This window comes from Pseudomonas sp. D3-27 (assembly GCF_051132165.1).
GTDB lineage: Bacteria > Pseudomonadota > Gammaproteobacteria > Pseudomonadales > Pseudomonadaceae > Aquipseudomonas.
The window spans coordinates 659,226-672,494 of record NZ_CP071667.1; the positions used below are offsets into that span (position 1 = coordinate 659,226).

Genomic DNA, 13,269 nt, shown 5'->3' on the forward strand with positions numbered 1-13,269 from the left:
ATGCAGCCCTTCGCTATTGCTCCGTCGATTCTCTCCGCCGACTTCGCCCGCTTGGGCGAAGAAGTGGACAACGTTCTGGCCGCCGGGGCCGACATCGTGCACTTCGATGTCATGGACAACCATTACGTACCCAACCTGACCATCGGCCCGATGGTCTGCGCGGCGCTGCGCAAGTACGGCATCACCGCTCCGATCGACGCGCACCTGATGGTCAGCCCGGTGGATCGCATCGTCGGTGATTTCATCGAGGCAGGCGCGACCTATATCACCTTCCACCCGGAAGCCTCGTTGCATGTCGACCGCTCCTTGCAGTTGATCCGCGAAGGTGGCTGCAAGGCTGGCCTGGTGTTCAACCCGGCAACGCCCTTGGATGTACTCAAATACGTGATGGACAAGGTCGACATGGTCTTGCTGATGAGCGTCAACCCCGGCTTCGGCGGGCAGAAGTTCATCCCGGGCACCCTCGACAAGCTGCGCGAAGCCCGGGCGCTGATCGATGCCTCGGGGCGCGACATCCGGCTGGAGATCGACGGTGGCGTGAACGTGAACAACATCCGCGAAATCGCCGCGGCCGGCGCCGACACCTTTGTCGCCGGTTCGGCGATCTTCAATGCGCCCGACTACAAAGAGGTCATTGAGAAAATGCGCGCCGAATTGGCCCTGGCGCGCCCATGAGCGGTTTCGAGCAGCTGTTTCCCGGCAGCCTGCCGCGCCTGGTGATGTTCGACCTCGATGGCACGCTGGTTGATTCGGTCCCGGACCTCGCGGCAGCCGTGGACAGCATGCTGCTCAAACTTGGACGTCCCCCCGCTGGTATCGACGCGGTTCGCCAATGGGTTGGCAACGGCGCGCCCATGCTGGTGCGCCGGGCCCTGGCCAACCACATCGATGCCCAGGGCGTCGATGAAGCCGAGGCCGAGCGGGCGATGGAGCTTTTCAACGAAGCCTACGAAGGCAACCACGAACTGACAGTGGTCTATCCCGGAGTGCGTTCCACGCTCAAATGGCTGCACAAGCAAGGCGTGGAGATGGCGTTGATCACCAACAAGCCGGAACGCTTCGTCGCGCCGCTGCTGGACCAGATGAAAATCGGCCGATATTTTCGCTGGATCATCGGCGGCGACACCCTGCCGCAGAAAAAGCCAGACCCGGCCGCGCTGTTCTTCGTGATGAAAATGGCCAATGTCCCGGCTTCCCAATCGCTGTTCGTCGGCGACTCGCGCAGTGATGTGCTGGCGGCAAAGGCGGCCGGAGTCAAATGCGTGGCGCTGAGTTATGGCTACAACCACGGCCGGCCGATCGCCGAAGAGTTTCCGACACTGGTGATCGATGATTTGCGCCTGTTAATTCCCGGTTGCCTGGACCCGGCCGCTGAGATAACGTTGCCCGACGCTGTTCAATCCTCTTCTGGAAACGCCATCGTGGTGGTCACTCGCAAACTCTGGATGAAAGTCATGAAGGCCTTGGCCCGCTGGCGTTGGCGCGCCTGACTTGTTCCTGGCCGGTTATCCGGCGCGTTTGCATACCTGACTGACAGCTCCTCTTGCCACGAGGCACCCCATGATCCGCGAAGAATTCCTGCGTCTAGCCGCTGCCGGCTACAACCGCATCCCGCTCGCCTGCGAAACCCTGGCCGACTTCGACACGCCGTTGTCGATCTATCTCAAGCTGGCTGACCAGCCCAACTCCTATCTGCTCGAATCGGTGCAGGGCGGTGAGAAATGGGGCCGTTATTCCATCATCGGCTTGCCGTGTCGCACCGTGTTGCGGGTGCATGGCCATCACATCAGCGTGACCCAGGACGGCGTTGAGATCGAAAGCCTCGAAGCCGAAGACCCGCTGGCGTTCGTCGAGACCTTCAAGGCTCGCTACAACGTGCCGACCATCCCCGGCCTGCCCCGTTTCAACGGCGGCCTGGTGGGTTATTTCGGCTACGACTGCGTGCGCTATGTGGAGAAGCGCCTCGGCACTTGTCCCAACCCTGATCCGTTGGGCGTACCGGACATCCTGTTGATGGTCTCCGATGCGGTTGTCGTCTTCGATAACCTGGCGAGCAAGATGCACGCGATCGTCCTGGCCGATCCGTCTCAGGAAGATGCCTACGAGCAAGGTCAGAAAAGCCTGCAGGCGCTGCTGGAAAAACTCCGCCAGCCGATCACGCCACGCCCAGGCCTGGATTTCAGCAAGCAGTCGGCGACCGACCCGGTGTTCCGCTCCAGCTTCACGCAGGACGATTACGAACGGGCCGTCGATACCATCAAGGAATACATCCTCGCCGGCGACTGCATGCAAGTCGTGCCGTCGCAACGGATGTCCATCGACTTCAAGGCCGCGCCTATCGACCTCTACCGGGCGCTGCGCTGCTTCAACCCCACACCCTATATGTACTTCTTCAATTTCGGCGACTTCCACGTCGTGGGCAGTTCGCCGGAAGTGCTGGTGCGAGTCGAAGACAACCTGATCACCGTGCGTCCGATTGCCGGCACTCGTCCTCGCGGCGCCACGGAAGAAGCGGATCGGGCTCTGGAAGAAGACCTGCTGTCGGACGACAAGGAAATTGCCGAACACCTGATGCTGATCGACCTTGGCCGCAATGACACCGGGCGGGTATCGGAAGTGGGTTCGGTGAAGCTCACCGAGAAAATGGTCATCGAGCGCTATTCCAACGTGATGCACATCGTGTCCAACGTCACCGGCCAGTTGAAGGCCGGATTGACGGCCATGGATGCGTTACGGGCGATCCTGCCGGCGGGGACCTTGTCTGGCGCGCCGAAAATCCGGGCGATGGAAATCATCGACGAGCTGGAACCGGTCAAGCGCGGTGTGTACGGCGGCGCGGTGGGTTATTTCGCCTGGAACGGCAACATGGACACGGCCATCGCCATTCGCACCGCGGTCATCAAGAACGGCGAACTGCATGTACAGGCGGGCGGTGGCATTGTCGCCGACTCTGTGCCCGCGTTGGAGTGGGAAGAAACCTTGAACAAGCGGCGGGCGATGTTCCGCGCCGTGGCGTTGGCGGAGCAGACTTCAGGCAACTGAATTGCTCCCCGACAACCTGTGGCCCGGAGCTTTTTCGCGCTCCGAGGCCGTATTTAAAGTCAGTGAATCCAAAGGTTGCTACGCCATGTTGCTGATGATCGATAATTACGACTCCTTTACCTACAACGTTGTGCAATACCTCGGCGAGCTGGGCTCCGAGGTCAAGGTGGTGCGCAACGACGAGCTGACCATCGCCGAGATCGAGGCCCTCAAGCCCGAACGTATCGTGGTCTCGCCCGGCCCGTGCACGCCGACCGAAGCGGGCGTATCCATCGAGGCCATCAAGTATTTCGCCGGCAAATTGCCGATCCTCGGTGTCTGCCTGGGCCACCAGTCCATCGGCCAGGCGTTCGGTGGCGACGTCGTGCGCGCCCGGCAAGTCATGCATGGCAAGACCAGCCCGGTGTTCCACCAAGACAAGGGCGTATTCGAAGGCCTGAATCATCCGCTTACGGTCACTCGCTACCATTCCCTGGTCGTCAAGCGCGAAACCTTGCCTGATTGCCTGGAATTGACCGCCTGGACCCAGCGCGAAGACGGCTCGGTGGACGAGATCATGGGACTGCGACACAAGACGTTAAATATTGAGGGTGTGCAATTCCACCCCGAGTCTATCCTCACAGAGCAGGGCCACGAGCTGTTCGCCAACTTCCTCAAACAAAGCGGCGGCACGCGCTAAGGACTTTTCATGGATATCAAGGCAGCCCTGAACCGTATCGTCGGCCAGCTCGACCTGAGCACCGATGAAATGCGCGACGTGATGCGCGAAATCATGACCGGCCAATGCACGGATGCGCAGATCGGCGCGTTCATGATGGCCATGCGCATGAAGAGCGAGAGCATCGACGAGATCGTCGGTGCAGTCACGACCATGCGTGAATTGGCGGACAAAGTTGAACTCAAGACGCTGGACGGCGTGGTGGATGTCGTGGGTACGGGGGGCGATGGCGCCAACATCTTCAACGTTTCCACGGCCTCGGCGTTTGTGGTTGCGGCAGCCGGCTGCACCGTCGCCAAACACGGCAATCGCGCTGTCTCGGGTAAGAGCGGCAGCGCCGACTTGCTGGAGGCCGCCGGTATCTACCTGAACCTGACGCCAGTCCAGGTGGCGCGGTGTATCGATAGCGTCGGCATCGGTTTCATGTTTGCCCAGACCCACCACAGCGCCATGAAGCACGCGGCGGCACCGCGCCGTGAACTGGGGCTGCGCACGCTGTTCAACATGCTCGGCCCGCTTACGAATCCGGCCGGCGTGAAGCACCAGGTCGTCGGCGTATTCAGCCAGGCGCTGTGCCGCCCCTTGGCCGAGGTCCTGCAGCGCCTGGGCAGTAAACACGTATTGGTGGTCCATTCCAAGGATGGCCTGGATGAGTTCAGTCTCGCCGCGCCGACCTTCGTGGCTGAGCTGAAAAACGATCAGATCACTGAATATTGGGTCGAACCTGAAGACCTGGGCATGAAGAGCCAGAGCCTGCATGGCCTGGCGGTGGATGGACCGGCCCAGTCGCTGGAGTTGATCCGCGATGCCCTGGGACGTCGTAAAACGGAGAATGGCCAGAAAGCGGCGGAAATGATCATGCTCAACGCGGGTGCCGCGTTGTACGCCGCTGATCACGCCAGCAGCCTCAAGCAAGGCGTAGAGCTCGCCCACGATGCATTGCACACCGGGCTGGCCAGGGAAAAACTGGAAGAATTGGGCGCATTTACCGCCGTATTCAAAGTGGAGAATGAAGGATGAGCGTGCCAACGGTTCTGGAAAACATTCTGGCCCGCAAAAGGCAGGAAGTCGTCGAGCGCAGTGCCCGGGTCAGTCTGACCGAGCTTGAAGCCCTCGCACGTTTGGCGGACGCGCCACGTGGCTTTGCCCAGGCATTGATCGACCAGGCGAAGAGAAAGCAACCGGCGGTAATCGCCGAGATCAAAAAAGCTTCCCCCAGCAAGGGCGTGATCCGGGAGCATTTTGTTCCGGCCGACATTGCCAAGAGCTACGAGAAAGGCGGCGCGACCTGCCTTTCGGTGCTGACCGATGTCGATTTTTTCCAAGGTGCGGACGATTACCTCAAGCAGGCTCGGGCGGCATGCAAGTTGCCGGTCATCCGCAAGGACTTCATGATCGATCCGTATCAAATCGTCGAGGCGCGAGCGTTGGGCGCCGATTGCGTGCTGTTGATCGTCTCTGCCCTGGACGACGTGAAGATGGCCGAGTTGGCTGCGGTCGCCAAGGACGTTGGCCTGGATGTGCTGGTGGAAGTTCATGATGGCGACGAGCTGGAGCGTGCCCTCAAGACGTTGGACACCAAACTGGTTGGCGTGAACAACCGCAACCTGCACACCTTTGAAGTCAGCCTGGAGACGACCTTGGACCTGTTGCCACGGATCCCCCGTGATCGGCTGGTCATCACCGAGAGCGGCATCCTCAACCGGGCCGATGTCGAGTTGATGGAAGTCAGCGATGTGTATTCGTTCCTGGTGGGCGAGGCGTTCATGCGGGCTGAAAGCCCGGGCACGGAATTGCAGCGGTTGTTTTTCCCTGAGCGCGGCGTTCCGGTAAGCGGCTCGACGCTGGACTGATGATGCCTCCAGCCATAGCCTTCACCGTTGAAAACGGACTCCAAGCCGAACAGGACCTGCTGGCCAGCATCTGCGCCGGGGACGCTGAGTCCGGCTTGCTGTTCTGGCAGCCCAGTGACCGCGCGTTGGTCATGCCGCGGCGCTTGAGCCGTTTGCCTGGCTTCGAGCTGGCTTGTGAAGTATCGGCCGCCAATGGGTGGCCCGTGCTGTTGCGTGAAACCGGCGGTGAGCCGGTGCCTCAATCCGCTGCCACCGTCAATATCGCGTTGGTCTACGCACCACCGCGAAGCGAGGGTGACCACGGTCGGATCGAAATCGCTTACCGCCGCTTGTGCGATCCCATCTGCCAGTTGCTCGATGAGTTGGGCGGGGTCGCTTCGCTGGGTGAAGTGGAGGGAGCGTTTTGTGACGGGCGCTTCAATGTCAATCTTGACGGTCGCAAGATGGTCGGCACTGCGCAGCGCTGGCGCCAGAGCAAGGGCGGGCAACGGCCTGTAGGGCTGGTGCATGGCGCGTTGTTGCTGGAAGACGAACGCGACTGCATGGTGGATGCGGTCAATCGTTTCAATGAGGCGTGTGGCCTGGAGCAGCGCGTGCGCGCCGAGAGCCACATCGCCCTCCATGAAAAATACCCGGCGCCTCACGCGCTGGAACGGCTCCAAACGCTCTATCAGAACTTGCTCGACAGCCTTTAGCGGGTTCCGAACACCACCATGGTCTTGCCTTTGACATTGACCAGGTTACGTTCTTCCAGATCCTTGAGTACCCGGCCGACCATTTCCCGCGAACAGCCCACGATCCGACCGATTTCCTGGCGGGTCACCTTGATCTGCATGCCGTCCGGATGAGTCATGGCGTCGGGTTGCTTGCACAGTTCCAGGAGGCAGCGGGCAACGCGGCCTGTTACATCAAAGAAGGCGAGGTCGCCGACCTTGCGAGTGGTGTTGCGCAAGCGCTGTGCGATTTGTCCACTTAGGACGTAAAGGATGTCCGGGTCTTGCTGCGACAGTTCCCGGAACTTGCCGTAACTGATTTCCGCAACTTCGCATTCGACCTTGGCTCTCACCCAGGCACTGCGTTCCTGCTCTTTCCCCGCCTGTTCGAACAACCCTAGCTCGCCAAAAAAATCCCCTGAATTGAGGTAGGCGATGATCATCTCTCGCCCATCGTCATCTTCAATCAGGATAGTGACCGAACCCTTGATGATAAAAAACAGCGTGTCGGAACGATCACCTGCGCAGATGATGTTGTGCTTGGCGGGGTAACGGCGACGCTGGCAATGCATCAAGAGTTTGTCGAGATTCTTGATCTTGGACGTGGGAGTAATAGCAACCATGGTTGTGTCCCGGAAAACTGCGCTTTGTGTTGGTTTGGTGTTGTTGTGGGTGCGAATAGCTTTCGCAAAAAAAGCTGGCCATACGCCAGCGATTGGGCGCCAGCTTAACAGAGGCGTTCAAAATTGATTCGAGAATTTACTTAGCTGTATCAGCTCCAAGTAACCCCAGGCGACCGCTGCCATGACGGGGCCCTGTGCTAAGCTGGCGCCCCCTTTTTTTGACAGTGGAGTCTTGGCGATGAAGGCACGCATCCAATGGGCTGGCGAAGCCATGTTCCTCGGTGAGTCGGGCAGTGGTCATGTAGTTGTCATGGACGGCCCGCCGGATGCCGGAGGTCGGAACCTGGGTGTTCGACCAATGGAAATGCTTCTGCTGGGTGTGGGTGGCTGCAGTAATTTCGACGTGGTCAGCATCCTCAAGAAGTCGCGCCAGGCAGTGGAAAGCTGCGAAGCTTTTCTGGAAGCCGAGCGCGCGACCGAGGATCCAAAGGTGTTCACCAAGATCCATATGCATTTTGTAGTAAAGGGCCGAGGGTTGAAGGAGGCCCAGGTCAAGCGCGCCATTGAGCTGTCGGCGGAGAAATACTGCTCGGCCTCGATCATGCTCGGTGCGGCAGGCGTCGAAATCACCCATGATTATGAAATCATCGAGTTGGGTTAAATCGACATCCAACCATCACAAAAGCGGTGCAAGCTCTGGCGATCAGAAGCTGACGTCTGCATAATGCGCCACTTTTTTCAGGGCAGTGATCGGCCAGCGGCCGCTCACTTGTCTGGACAGACAACCAAAATCGCCATCGCGAAGAGGTGTTAACCGTCCTACGCAGGTGCGTCGTTCGCATCTGACGGGCATGCTTGATCACGCGGCCAGGCCGCAATACACAGAGAGTTTTCAAACGGTGAAAAGCAAACTCAAGCTCCATGGGTTCAATAACCTGACAAAGACCTTGAGCTTCAACATCTATGACATCTGCTATGCGGAAACCCCGCAAGACCAACAGGCCTACGTCGAGTACATCAATAAAGAGTACAACGCCAAGCGCCTCACGCAGATCCTCACGGAAGTTGTCGATATCATTGGTGCCAACATCCTGAACATCGCCAGTCAGGACTATGAACCCCAAGGCGCCAGCGTGACCATTCTGATCTCGGAAGAGCCGGTGACACCGACCGACAGCCAGATCGAAGAGTCGCCGGGCCCGTTGCCTGAAATTATCCTGGCCCACCTCGATAAGAGCCACATCACGGTACACACCTACCCGGAAATTCATCCGGTGGACGGTATCGCGACGTTCCGAGTGGACATTGATGTGTCGACCTGTGGCGTCATTTCACCGCTCAAGGCGCTCAACTTCCTGATTCACCAGTTCGATTCCGACATTGTGACGGTGGATTATCGTGTGCGTGGGTTTACCCGGGACGTGGAAGGGCACAAGCACTTCATCGATCATGAAATCAACTCGATCCAGAACTACCTCTCCGAAGACACCCGCGACGCGTACCAGATGACCGACGTGAACGTGTATCAGGAGAACCTGTTCCACACGAAAATGCTCCTCAAGGACTTCGAACTGGACAACTACCTGTTCGGTGACGCCACCAGCAACCTGTCCATCGAACAGCGTGGCCAGGTGGAAGAGCGCGTGAAACACGAAATGCTGGAGATCTTCTACGCGCGCAACATGCCGCGCTAAGGTTTCGGCTGAAAAAAAAGGCGACTGCCCTGAATGGACAGTCGCCTTTTTTGTTTTTGAAGGTTTGGTTCCGCGTCCGCTGTCAGATCCGATAGGTGCTCTTGGTCATCACTTTGGCCAACAAGCTCATGCCGAATTTGACGGGGGCCGGGAATCGGAAGCCGCCTGCATCGAGCGCGCTTTCAGCATGATGTTCTTCGTCCTGGCGCATCTGTTCGAGAATCGCCCTGGACTTTTCGTCCTCGGCCGGCAATTGCTGCAAATGTTCGTTCAGGTGCTTGCACACTTGATGTTCGGTTGCCGCTACGAAGCCGAGGCTGACCTTGTCGCTGATCAACCCGGCGACTGCGCCGATCCCGAAAGACATGCCGTAGAACAAGGGATTCAGCACGCTGGTGTGGCTTCCCAGTTGGTGGATACGTTGCTCGCACCAGACCAGGTGATCGATTTCTTCCTCGGCGGCCTGTTCCATCGCCTCCCGGACCTGCGGCAGTTTCGCCGTCAGCGCCTGGCCCTGGTATAGGGCCTGGGCGCAAACTTCGCCGGTGTGGTTGATGCGCATCAGCCCAGCGACATGGCGAGTCTCTTCATCGCTCATCTGCACTTCCGGCTGCACGATTGCCGGTGATGGGCGGTACGGTTGGCCACTGAAAGGCAGCAGCGTGCGCATCGCGGTATCGGCCTGCAGCAACAGACGGTCAATGGGCGAGTAGTGACGTTGGGTAGTCATGCTTACCTCCGGAAAAAATCACGGCGGCCAGTCTAACTCAATCGGCCGCTGAGGATTTGCGTTGGGTCAGGGTATCAACCCGGCGGCCAGTTCATCTGGCGCTGTCCCAGCACGTGCATATGGATGTGATAGACAGTCTGCCCGCCAAGTTCATTACAGTTCATCACCACGCGGAAGCCTTCCTCGCAGCCAAGTTCGAGCGCCAGGCGCTGGGCGGTGAACAGGATGTGCCCGGCCAGTCCCTTGTCTTCCTCGGTCAGGTCGTTGAGGGTTCGGATCGGCTTTTTCGGAATGACCAGGAAGTGCACCGGAGCCTGTGGGGCAATGTCATGGAAGGCCAGGACCTGATCATCCTCGTAAATGATCCTGGCTGGGATTTCCCGGTTGATGATCTTGGTAAACAGAGTATCCACAGCTGTTTCTCCGTTGAGTTGTTTGAGCCAAGTTTACTGAAGGCTCGGTCATCGAGCCCGGGTTTTTCAGGGGAAGGGGCTTCAACGTGCGTAACAGGCTCTGTTGGATCTGCCGGCGAGGATTCGAACCAGCCAGCGCGGCCCGAGTCGTGGCAGCAGGGCAATCCAGCGATTGCGGCGCCCAGGAATGATGATGGCCCGGTTTCTTTCCAGTGCACGGACGGCGTACAGCGCGACCTCTTCAGGGGGCATCGAGTTGCTAGTGCTGCGCAGCGTCTTCCCGTCGGGCTGGGCCTTGCTAAAAAAGGCAGTTTGGGTGGGGCCTGGGCAAAGTACCGATACGTTGATTGCATATTTCTTCAGCTCTATTCGAAGGGCTTCGGAGAAGTGCAATACATAGGCTTTGCTGGCGTGATAGGTGCTCATCCAGGGGCCAGGCTGGAACGCTGCGATAGAAGCAACGTTGAGAATCTGACCGCCTCCGTGCAACGCCATGCTATTGCCTACGGCATGACAAAGGCGGGTCAGGGCAAGGATGTTCACCTCGATCAGGTCTTGCTCGGTCATCCAGTCCTGGCCCAGGAACGGACCGCAGGTGCTGATACCGGCGCAGTTGACCAGCAGGTCGATCTGGCGTTCACCTTCCTCCAGCTCGAGCAGGAAACCTGAAAGCCGCAGGGGCTCGCTCAGGTCGCAGGCCCGAAACAAAACCTCCACGCCAAATCGTTGGGTCAGTTCGATCGCAATGCTTTCCAGCCGATCGCGCTGTCGAGCTACCAGTAACAGGTTGCGCCCGCGCCGAGCCAGTGCTTCGGCCATGGCCAGGCCGATACCACTGGAGGCGCCAGTGATCAGAGCGTAACGGGTCATGCGGTTCTCCATCGCAACGGCTTCGCGCCGGTGGATGGGGCAGTCACCGGCACGAAGTACGCTTATTGTTCCTCTTCTTCTTGATAGTCTACAGAAGGCGAGGCGGGCTCGGCTGCCTCGACGGCGGGTTCTTCGGCGCTCTGGTCGCTGTATTCGCTGCTCTCATAGCTGCTTACGTCGCTGCTGTCGTAATCCTGGAGGGCTCCGAAGATGCCGGCAAACGTGGCCATGAAAATCAACACGATCATCACCAGCCAGAGCGACGCAAGTACTTTGACTGCCGTGGTATTGCGTGGCGGAGGTGGGCCGTATTGGTTCGCGCCGGTATTGCCCGGGGCGATGATGAGGATGAACGGGAAAATACTGCCCACGAAAGGCACGAGGTTGATCAGCCACAACCAACCTGACCAGCCGAGGTCATGCAGGCGCTGGACGTTGAACTGGATACTCACGAAGGCAAAAGCCAGCACAACCACGGCAGCGACCAGGCCGCCGACGATCAGCCCCGCTATCGAATCGGAAGCGAGGAGCCAGGTCGTGGCGAGCCAGAATCCCAGGCCGACCAGCGGCAGGACGGCCAGAGTCAAAACCATGGTCCATGCCAGGTAGCGCAGGCGCCCGATACGGCCTTCGAAACTGAAGGGCTTGAGCGTGCCGTACTCGGCGAATGCTTCACCTACCTGTGCCCGAGGAGGCGCGTAGGGAGAGACTGGGTCGATGACCGACTCGGGATGACGCGCACTCGACTGGGGCGATTCCTGCACTTCGCCAAGGTTCAGTTGGAGGGACGGTTCCGTTTCGATCCGTGCATCGATCCCGGTTTTATGGAGCGCTTCCAGATACTGCTGCGCTTCATTCTGGGAGAGGTTGTGCTTCAGGGACACTTTGCGACCGCTGAACAGACGTTCTATGGCACTGACATCGCTTTTGAACAGTTCGGCGAGATTGAGCTTGGCGGTAGTTGTATCGACGCCAGGCAGCAAAGCCCCGTCGAATACAATGTTGAAGCGGTTTTCGCTCATGCCTGGCATCCTTGTCTTTCCAAGTTGTATTTGTGGTTGGTTTCAGCGGGGCCATTGGCCGCCAAGCTGTGCCGCCCGCGCTTGCGCCTGGCGGTATTCTTCATCCAGGCGTGCGATCAGTTGGTCGACGCTTGGCAAATCATCGATCTCGCCCACGCCTTGACCTGCGGACCATACGGTTTTCCAGGCCTTGGCTTCATCATTGAGCGGTTTGAGTTTCGAATCGGAGCCCGACGCACCCTTGCCTTGCAGGGCGGCCAGGTCGAAGCCAGCACTTTCCAGGCTCTGGCGCATGAAACTGGCCGGCACTCCAGATACAGCGGGAGTATGCACGATGTCCGCGGCTCTGGATGTGAGCAACATCTCTTTATAAGCGTCGGACGCGTGACTTTCGATCGTGCCGATAAAGCGCGTTCCGAAGTAGGCCAGATCCGCGCCGAGCAATTGAGCCGCCAGGATCTGATGACCGTGGTTCAAGCATCCTGCGAGTAGCAGGGTTTTATCAAAGAATTGCCGGATTTCCGCAACCAGTGCGAACGGGCTCCAGGTCCCGGCATGCCCACCCGCACCGGCCGCGACGGCAATCAGGCCGTCGACGCCTGCTTCGGCGGCTTTTTCGGCATGGCGGCGAGTCGTCACATCGTGGAAGACCAGTCCGCCATAGCCATGGACCGCATCGACCAGTTCTTTCACTGCGCCCAGGCTGGTGATGACGATCGGCACCTTGTGTTCGATGCAGATCGCCAGGTCGGCCTGAAGCCGTGGATTACTGTTATGAACGATCAGATTGACCGCGTAGGGGGCCGGTTTTTCCAGCTTGGCCAAGCCCGCTTCGATTTCTTCCAACCACGCCTTGAAGCCGCTGCTCTCGCGTTGGTTCAAGGCCGGAAAGCTGCCGACTACACCGTTGCGACAGCAGGCCAGCACCAATTGGGGGTTGGAAATGAGAAACATGGGTGCTGCCACGACGGGCAGCCGCAGACGTTGTTCAAGCAAGGCGGGCAGTGACATTGGAGGTACCCCGGGTCAGTGTGCGTTTGAAATCAGAACGGCCGGACCACGACGAGAATTACGATAGCCAGCAATATCACGACCGGTATTTCATTGAACCAGCGATAAAAGACATGGCTGCGGGTGTTTTCGCCACGGGCGAAGCGCTTCACCTGGGCTCCACACATGTGGTGATAACCGATCAGTAATACCACCAGGGTGAGCTTGGCGTGCATCCAGCCGCCTTGAGTGAAGTAGGCGCCGGCGTTAAGGCTGAGCAGCCAGATGCCAAACACCAGGGTAGCGATCATCGCCGGACCCATGATGCCGCGATACAACTTGCGTTCCATGATGCTGAAGCGTTCCTTGCTGACGCTGTCTTCGCTTTGGGCGTGATAGACAAACAGGCGAGGCAGATAGAACAGGCCGGCAAACCAGCAGACCATGCTGACGATGTGAAGTGCTTTGAGCCACAGATAGAGCATTTTTGGTTATTCCCAGATTCACGGTAGGCCGATAGTAGAGGTTAGAGCGGCCACACGTCACCTTGGCGGTTGTCGCGGCGACGCGTGCCCCCTATCATCGACGGCTTTCCAGTGGG

General features: G+C 58.9%; 16 protein-coding genes. 9 read left to right on the forward strand and 7 right to left on the reverse strand.

Features of this window, described 5'->3' with window-relative positions:
* The 7 genes from rpe (at window position 1) to J3P92_RS03010 (ending at window position 6,308) form a co-directional block, all read left to right on the forward strand.
* Window positions 1-675 carry a ribulose-phosphate 3-epimerase gene (rpe, locus tag J3P92_RS02980; RefSeq protein ID WP_420764860.1) on the forward strand — a complete coding sequence of 225 codons (675 nt, stop codon included), beginning with the start codon at window positions 1-3 and terminating at the stop codon, window positions 673-675.
* Window positions 672-1,490: a phosphoglycolate phosphatase gene (locus J3P92_RS02985; protein WP_434609226.1), complete on the forward strand. Its 819-nt coding sequence runs from the start codon at window positions 672-674 to the stop codon at window positions 1,488-1,490. Before rpe ends, J3P92_RS02985 begins: the two co-directional genes overlap by 4 nt.
* Window positions 1,491-1,560: 70 nt before the next feature.
* On the forward strand, window positions 1,561-3,042 hold the full coding sequence (trpE, locus tag J3P92_RS02990) for an anthranilate synthase component I (protein WP_420764858.1): 1,482 nt from the start codon (window positions 1,561-1,563) through the stop codon (window positions 3,040-3,042).
* 85 nt (window positions 3,043-3,127) lie between these two features.
* Window positions 3,128-3,721: an aminodeoxychorismate/anthranilate synthase component II gene (locus J3P92_RS02995; protein ID WP_420764857.1), complete on the forward strand. Its 594-nt coding sequence runs from the start codon at window positions 3,128-3,130 to the stop codon at window positions 3,719-3,721.
* Between the two features lie 9 nt (window positions 3,722-3,730).
* Complete coding sequence (gene trpD, locus J3P92_RS03000; RefSeq protein WP_420764856.1) at window positions 3,731-4,780, forward strand: anthranilate phosphoribosyltransferase; 1,050 nt, start codon at window positions 3,731-3,733, stop codon at window positions 4,778-4,780.
* Window positions 4,777-5,613 carry an indole-3-glycerol phosphate synthase TrpC gene (trpC, locus tag J3P92_RS03005; protein WP_434562020.1) on the forward strand — a complete coding sequence of 279 codons (837 nt, stop codon included), beginning with the start codon at window positions 4,777-4,779 and terminating at the stop codon, window positions 5,611-5,613. Before trpD ends, trpC begins: the two co-directional genes overlap by 4 nt.
* A 2-nt stretch (window positions 5,614-5,615) precedes the next feature.
* Complete coding sequence (locus J3P92_RS03010) at window positions 5,616-6,308, forward strand: lipoate--protein ligase family protein (RefSeq protein WP_434649882.1); 693 nt, start codon at window positions 5,616-5,618, stop codon at window positions 6,306-6,308.
* Here J3P92_RS03010 and crp read toward each other — a convergent pair.
* Window positions 6,305-6,949 (reverse strand): cAMP-activated global transcriptional regulator CRP, encoded by a 645-nt coding sequence (crp, locus tag J3P92_RS03015; protein WP_420764853.1) that lies wholly within the window; start codon window positions 6,947-6,949, stop codon window positions 6,305-6,307. The two genes, J3P92_RS03010 and crp, sit on opposite strands and share 4 nt — an antisense overlap.
* Before the next feature lie 238 nt (window positions 6,950-7,187).
* Between crp and J3P92_RS03020 the strand changes: the two genes are divergently transcribed.
* Window positions 7,188-7,610 (forward strand): OsmC family protein, encoded by a 423-nt coding sequence (locus J3P92_RS03020; RefSeq protein ID WP_008061600.1) that lies wholly within the window; start codon window positions 7,188-7,190, stop codon window positions 7,608-7,610.
* A 238-nt stretch (window positions 7,611-7,848) separates the two neighbouring features.
* Window positions 7,849-8,643, forward strand: a complete 795-nt coding sequence (gene speD, locus J3P92_RS03025; protein WP_039590886.1) for an adenosylmethionine decarboxylase — start codon at window positions 7,849-7,851, stop codon at window positions 8,641-8,643.
* Between the two features lie 82 nt (window positions 8,644-8,725).
* Here the strand turns inward: speD and coq7 are convergent, their stop codons facing one another.
* The 6 genes from coq7 to hemJ form a co-directional block, all read right to left on the reverse strand.
* Window positions 8,726-9,373 carry a 2-polyprenyl-3-methyl-6-methoxy-1,4-benzoquinone monooxygenase gene (coq7, locus tag J3P92_RS03030; protein WP_420764852.1) on the reverse strand — a complete coding sequence of 216 codons (648 nt, stop codon included), beginning with the start codon at window positions 9,371-9,373 and terminating at the stop codon, window positions 8,726-8,728.
* 74 nt (window positions 9,374-9,447) lie between these two features.
* The gene (locus J3P92_RS03035; protein WP_305498431.1) at window positions 9,448-9,786 is read right to left on the reverse strand and encodes a histidine triad nucleotide-binding protein; all 339 of its coding nucleotides are present in this window, start codon (window positions 9,784-9,786) and stop codon (window positions 9,448-9,450) included.
* Between the two features lie 81 nt (window positions 9,787-9,867).
* The gene (locus J3P92_RS03040) at window positions 9,868-10,656 is read right to left on the reverse strand and encodes an SDR family NAD(P)-dependent oxidoreductase (RefSeq protein ID WP_420764850.1); all 789 of its coding nucleotides are present in this window, start codon (window positions 10,654-10,656) and stop codon (window positions 9,868-9,870) included.
* Between the two features lie 62 nt (window positions 10,657-10,718).
* Window positions 10,719-11,678, reverse strand: coding sequence for a DUF805 domain-containing protein (locus J3P92_RS03045; protein WP_420764849.1), 960 nt, complete (start codon window positions 11,676-11,678; stop codon window positions 10,719-10,721).
* Between the two features lie 42 nt (window positions 11,679-11,720).
* Window positions 11,721-12,689 (reverse strand): NAD(P)H-dependent flavin oxidoreductase, encoded by a 969-nt coding sequence (locus tag J3P92_RS03050; RefSeq protein ID WP_434649883.1) that lies wholly within the window; start codon window positions 12,687-12,689, stop codon window positions 11,721-11,723.
* A 32-nt stretch (window positions 12,690-12,721) separates the two neighbouring features.
* Entirely contained in the window at window positions 12,722-13,153 is a 432-nt protein-coding gene (gene hemJ / locus J3P92_RS03055; RefSeq protein WP_434562028.1) for a protoporphyrinogen oxidase HemJ, read from the reverse strand.
* Window positions 13,154-13,269 lie beyond the last annotated feature (116 nt).

Bases quoted from the DNA above. Each gene is read 5' to 3' on its own strand.
- rpe (WP_420764860.1), top strand. From the start codon at position 1: ATGCAGCCCTTCGCTATTGCTCCGTCGATTCTCTCCGCCGACTTCGCC.
- J3P92_RS02985 (WP_434609226.1), top strand. From the start codon at position 672: ATGAGCGGTTTCGAGCAGCTGTTTCCCGGCAGCCTGCCGCGCCTGGTG.
- trpE (WP_420764858.1), top strand. From the start codon at position 1,561: ATGATCCGCGAAGAATTCCTGCGTCTAGCCGCTGCCGGCTACAACCGC.
- J3P92_RS02995 (WP_420764857.1), top strand. From the start codon at position 3,128: ATGTTGCTGATGATCGATAATTACGACTCCTTTACCTACAACGTTGTG.
- trpD (WP_420764856.1), top strand. From the start codon at position 3,731: ATGGATATCAAGGCAGCCCTGAACCGTATCGTCGGCCAGCTCGACCTG.
- trpC (WP_434562020.1), top strand. From the start codon at position 4,777: ATGAGCGTGCCAACGGTTCTGGAAAACATTCTGGCCCGCAAAAGGCAG.
- J3P92_RS03010 (WP_434649882.1), top strand. From the start codon at position 5,616: ATGCCTCCAGCCATAGCCTTCACCGTTGAAAACGGACTCCAAGCCGAA.
- crp (WP_420764853.1), bottom strand. From the start codon at position 6,949: ATGGTTGCTATTACTCCCACGTCCAAGATCAAGAATCTCGACAAACTC.
- J3P92_RS03020 (WP_008061600.1), top strand. From the start codon at position 7,188: ATGAAGGCACGCATCCAATGGGCTGGCGAAGCCATGTTCCTCGGTGAG.
- coq7 (WP_420764852.1), bottom strand. From the start codon at position 9,373: ATGACTACCCAACGTCACTACTCGCCCATTGACCGTCTGTTGCTGCAG.
- J3P92_RS03040 (WP_420764850.1), bottom strand. From the start codon at position 10,656: ATGACCCGTTACGCTCTGATCACTGGCGCCTCCAGTGGTATCGGCCTG.
- J3P92_RS03045 (WP_420764849.1), bottom strand. From the start codon at position 11,678: ATGAGCGAAAACCGCTTCAACATTGTATTCGACGGGGCTTTGCTGCCT.
- J3P92_RS03050 (WP_434649883.1), bottom strand. From the start codon at position 12,689: ATGTCACTGCCCGCCTTGCTTGAACAACGTCTGCGGCTGCCCGTCGTG.
- hemJ (WP_434562028.1), bottom strand. From the start codon at position 13,153: ATGCTCTATCTGTGGCTCAAAGCACTTCACATCGTCAGCATGGTCTGC.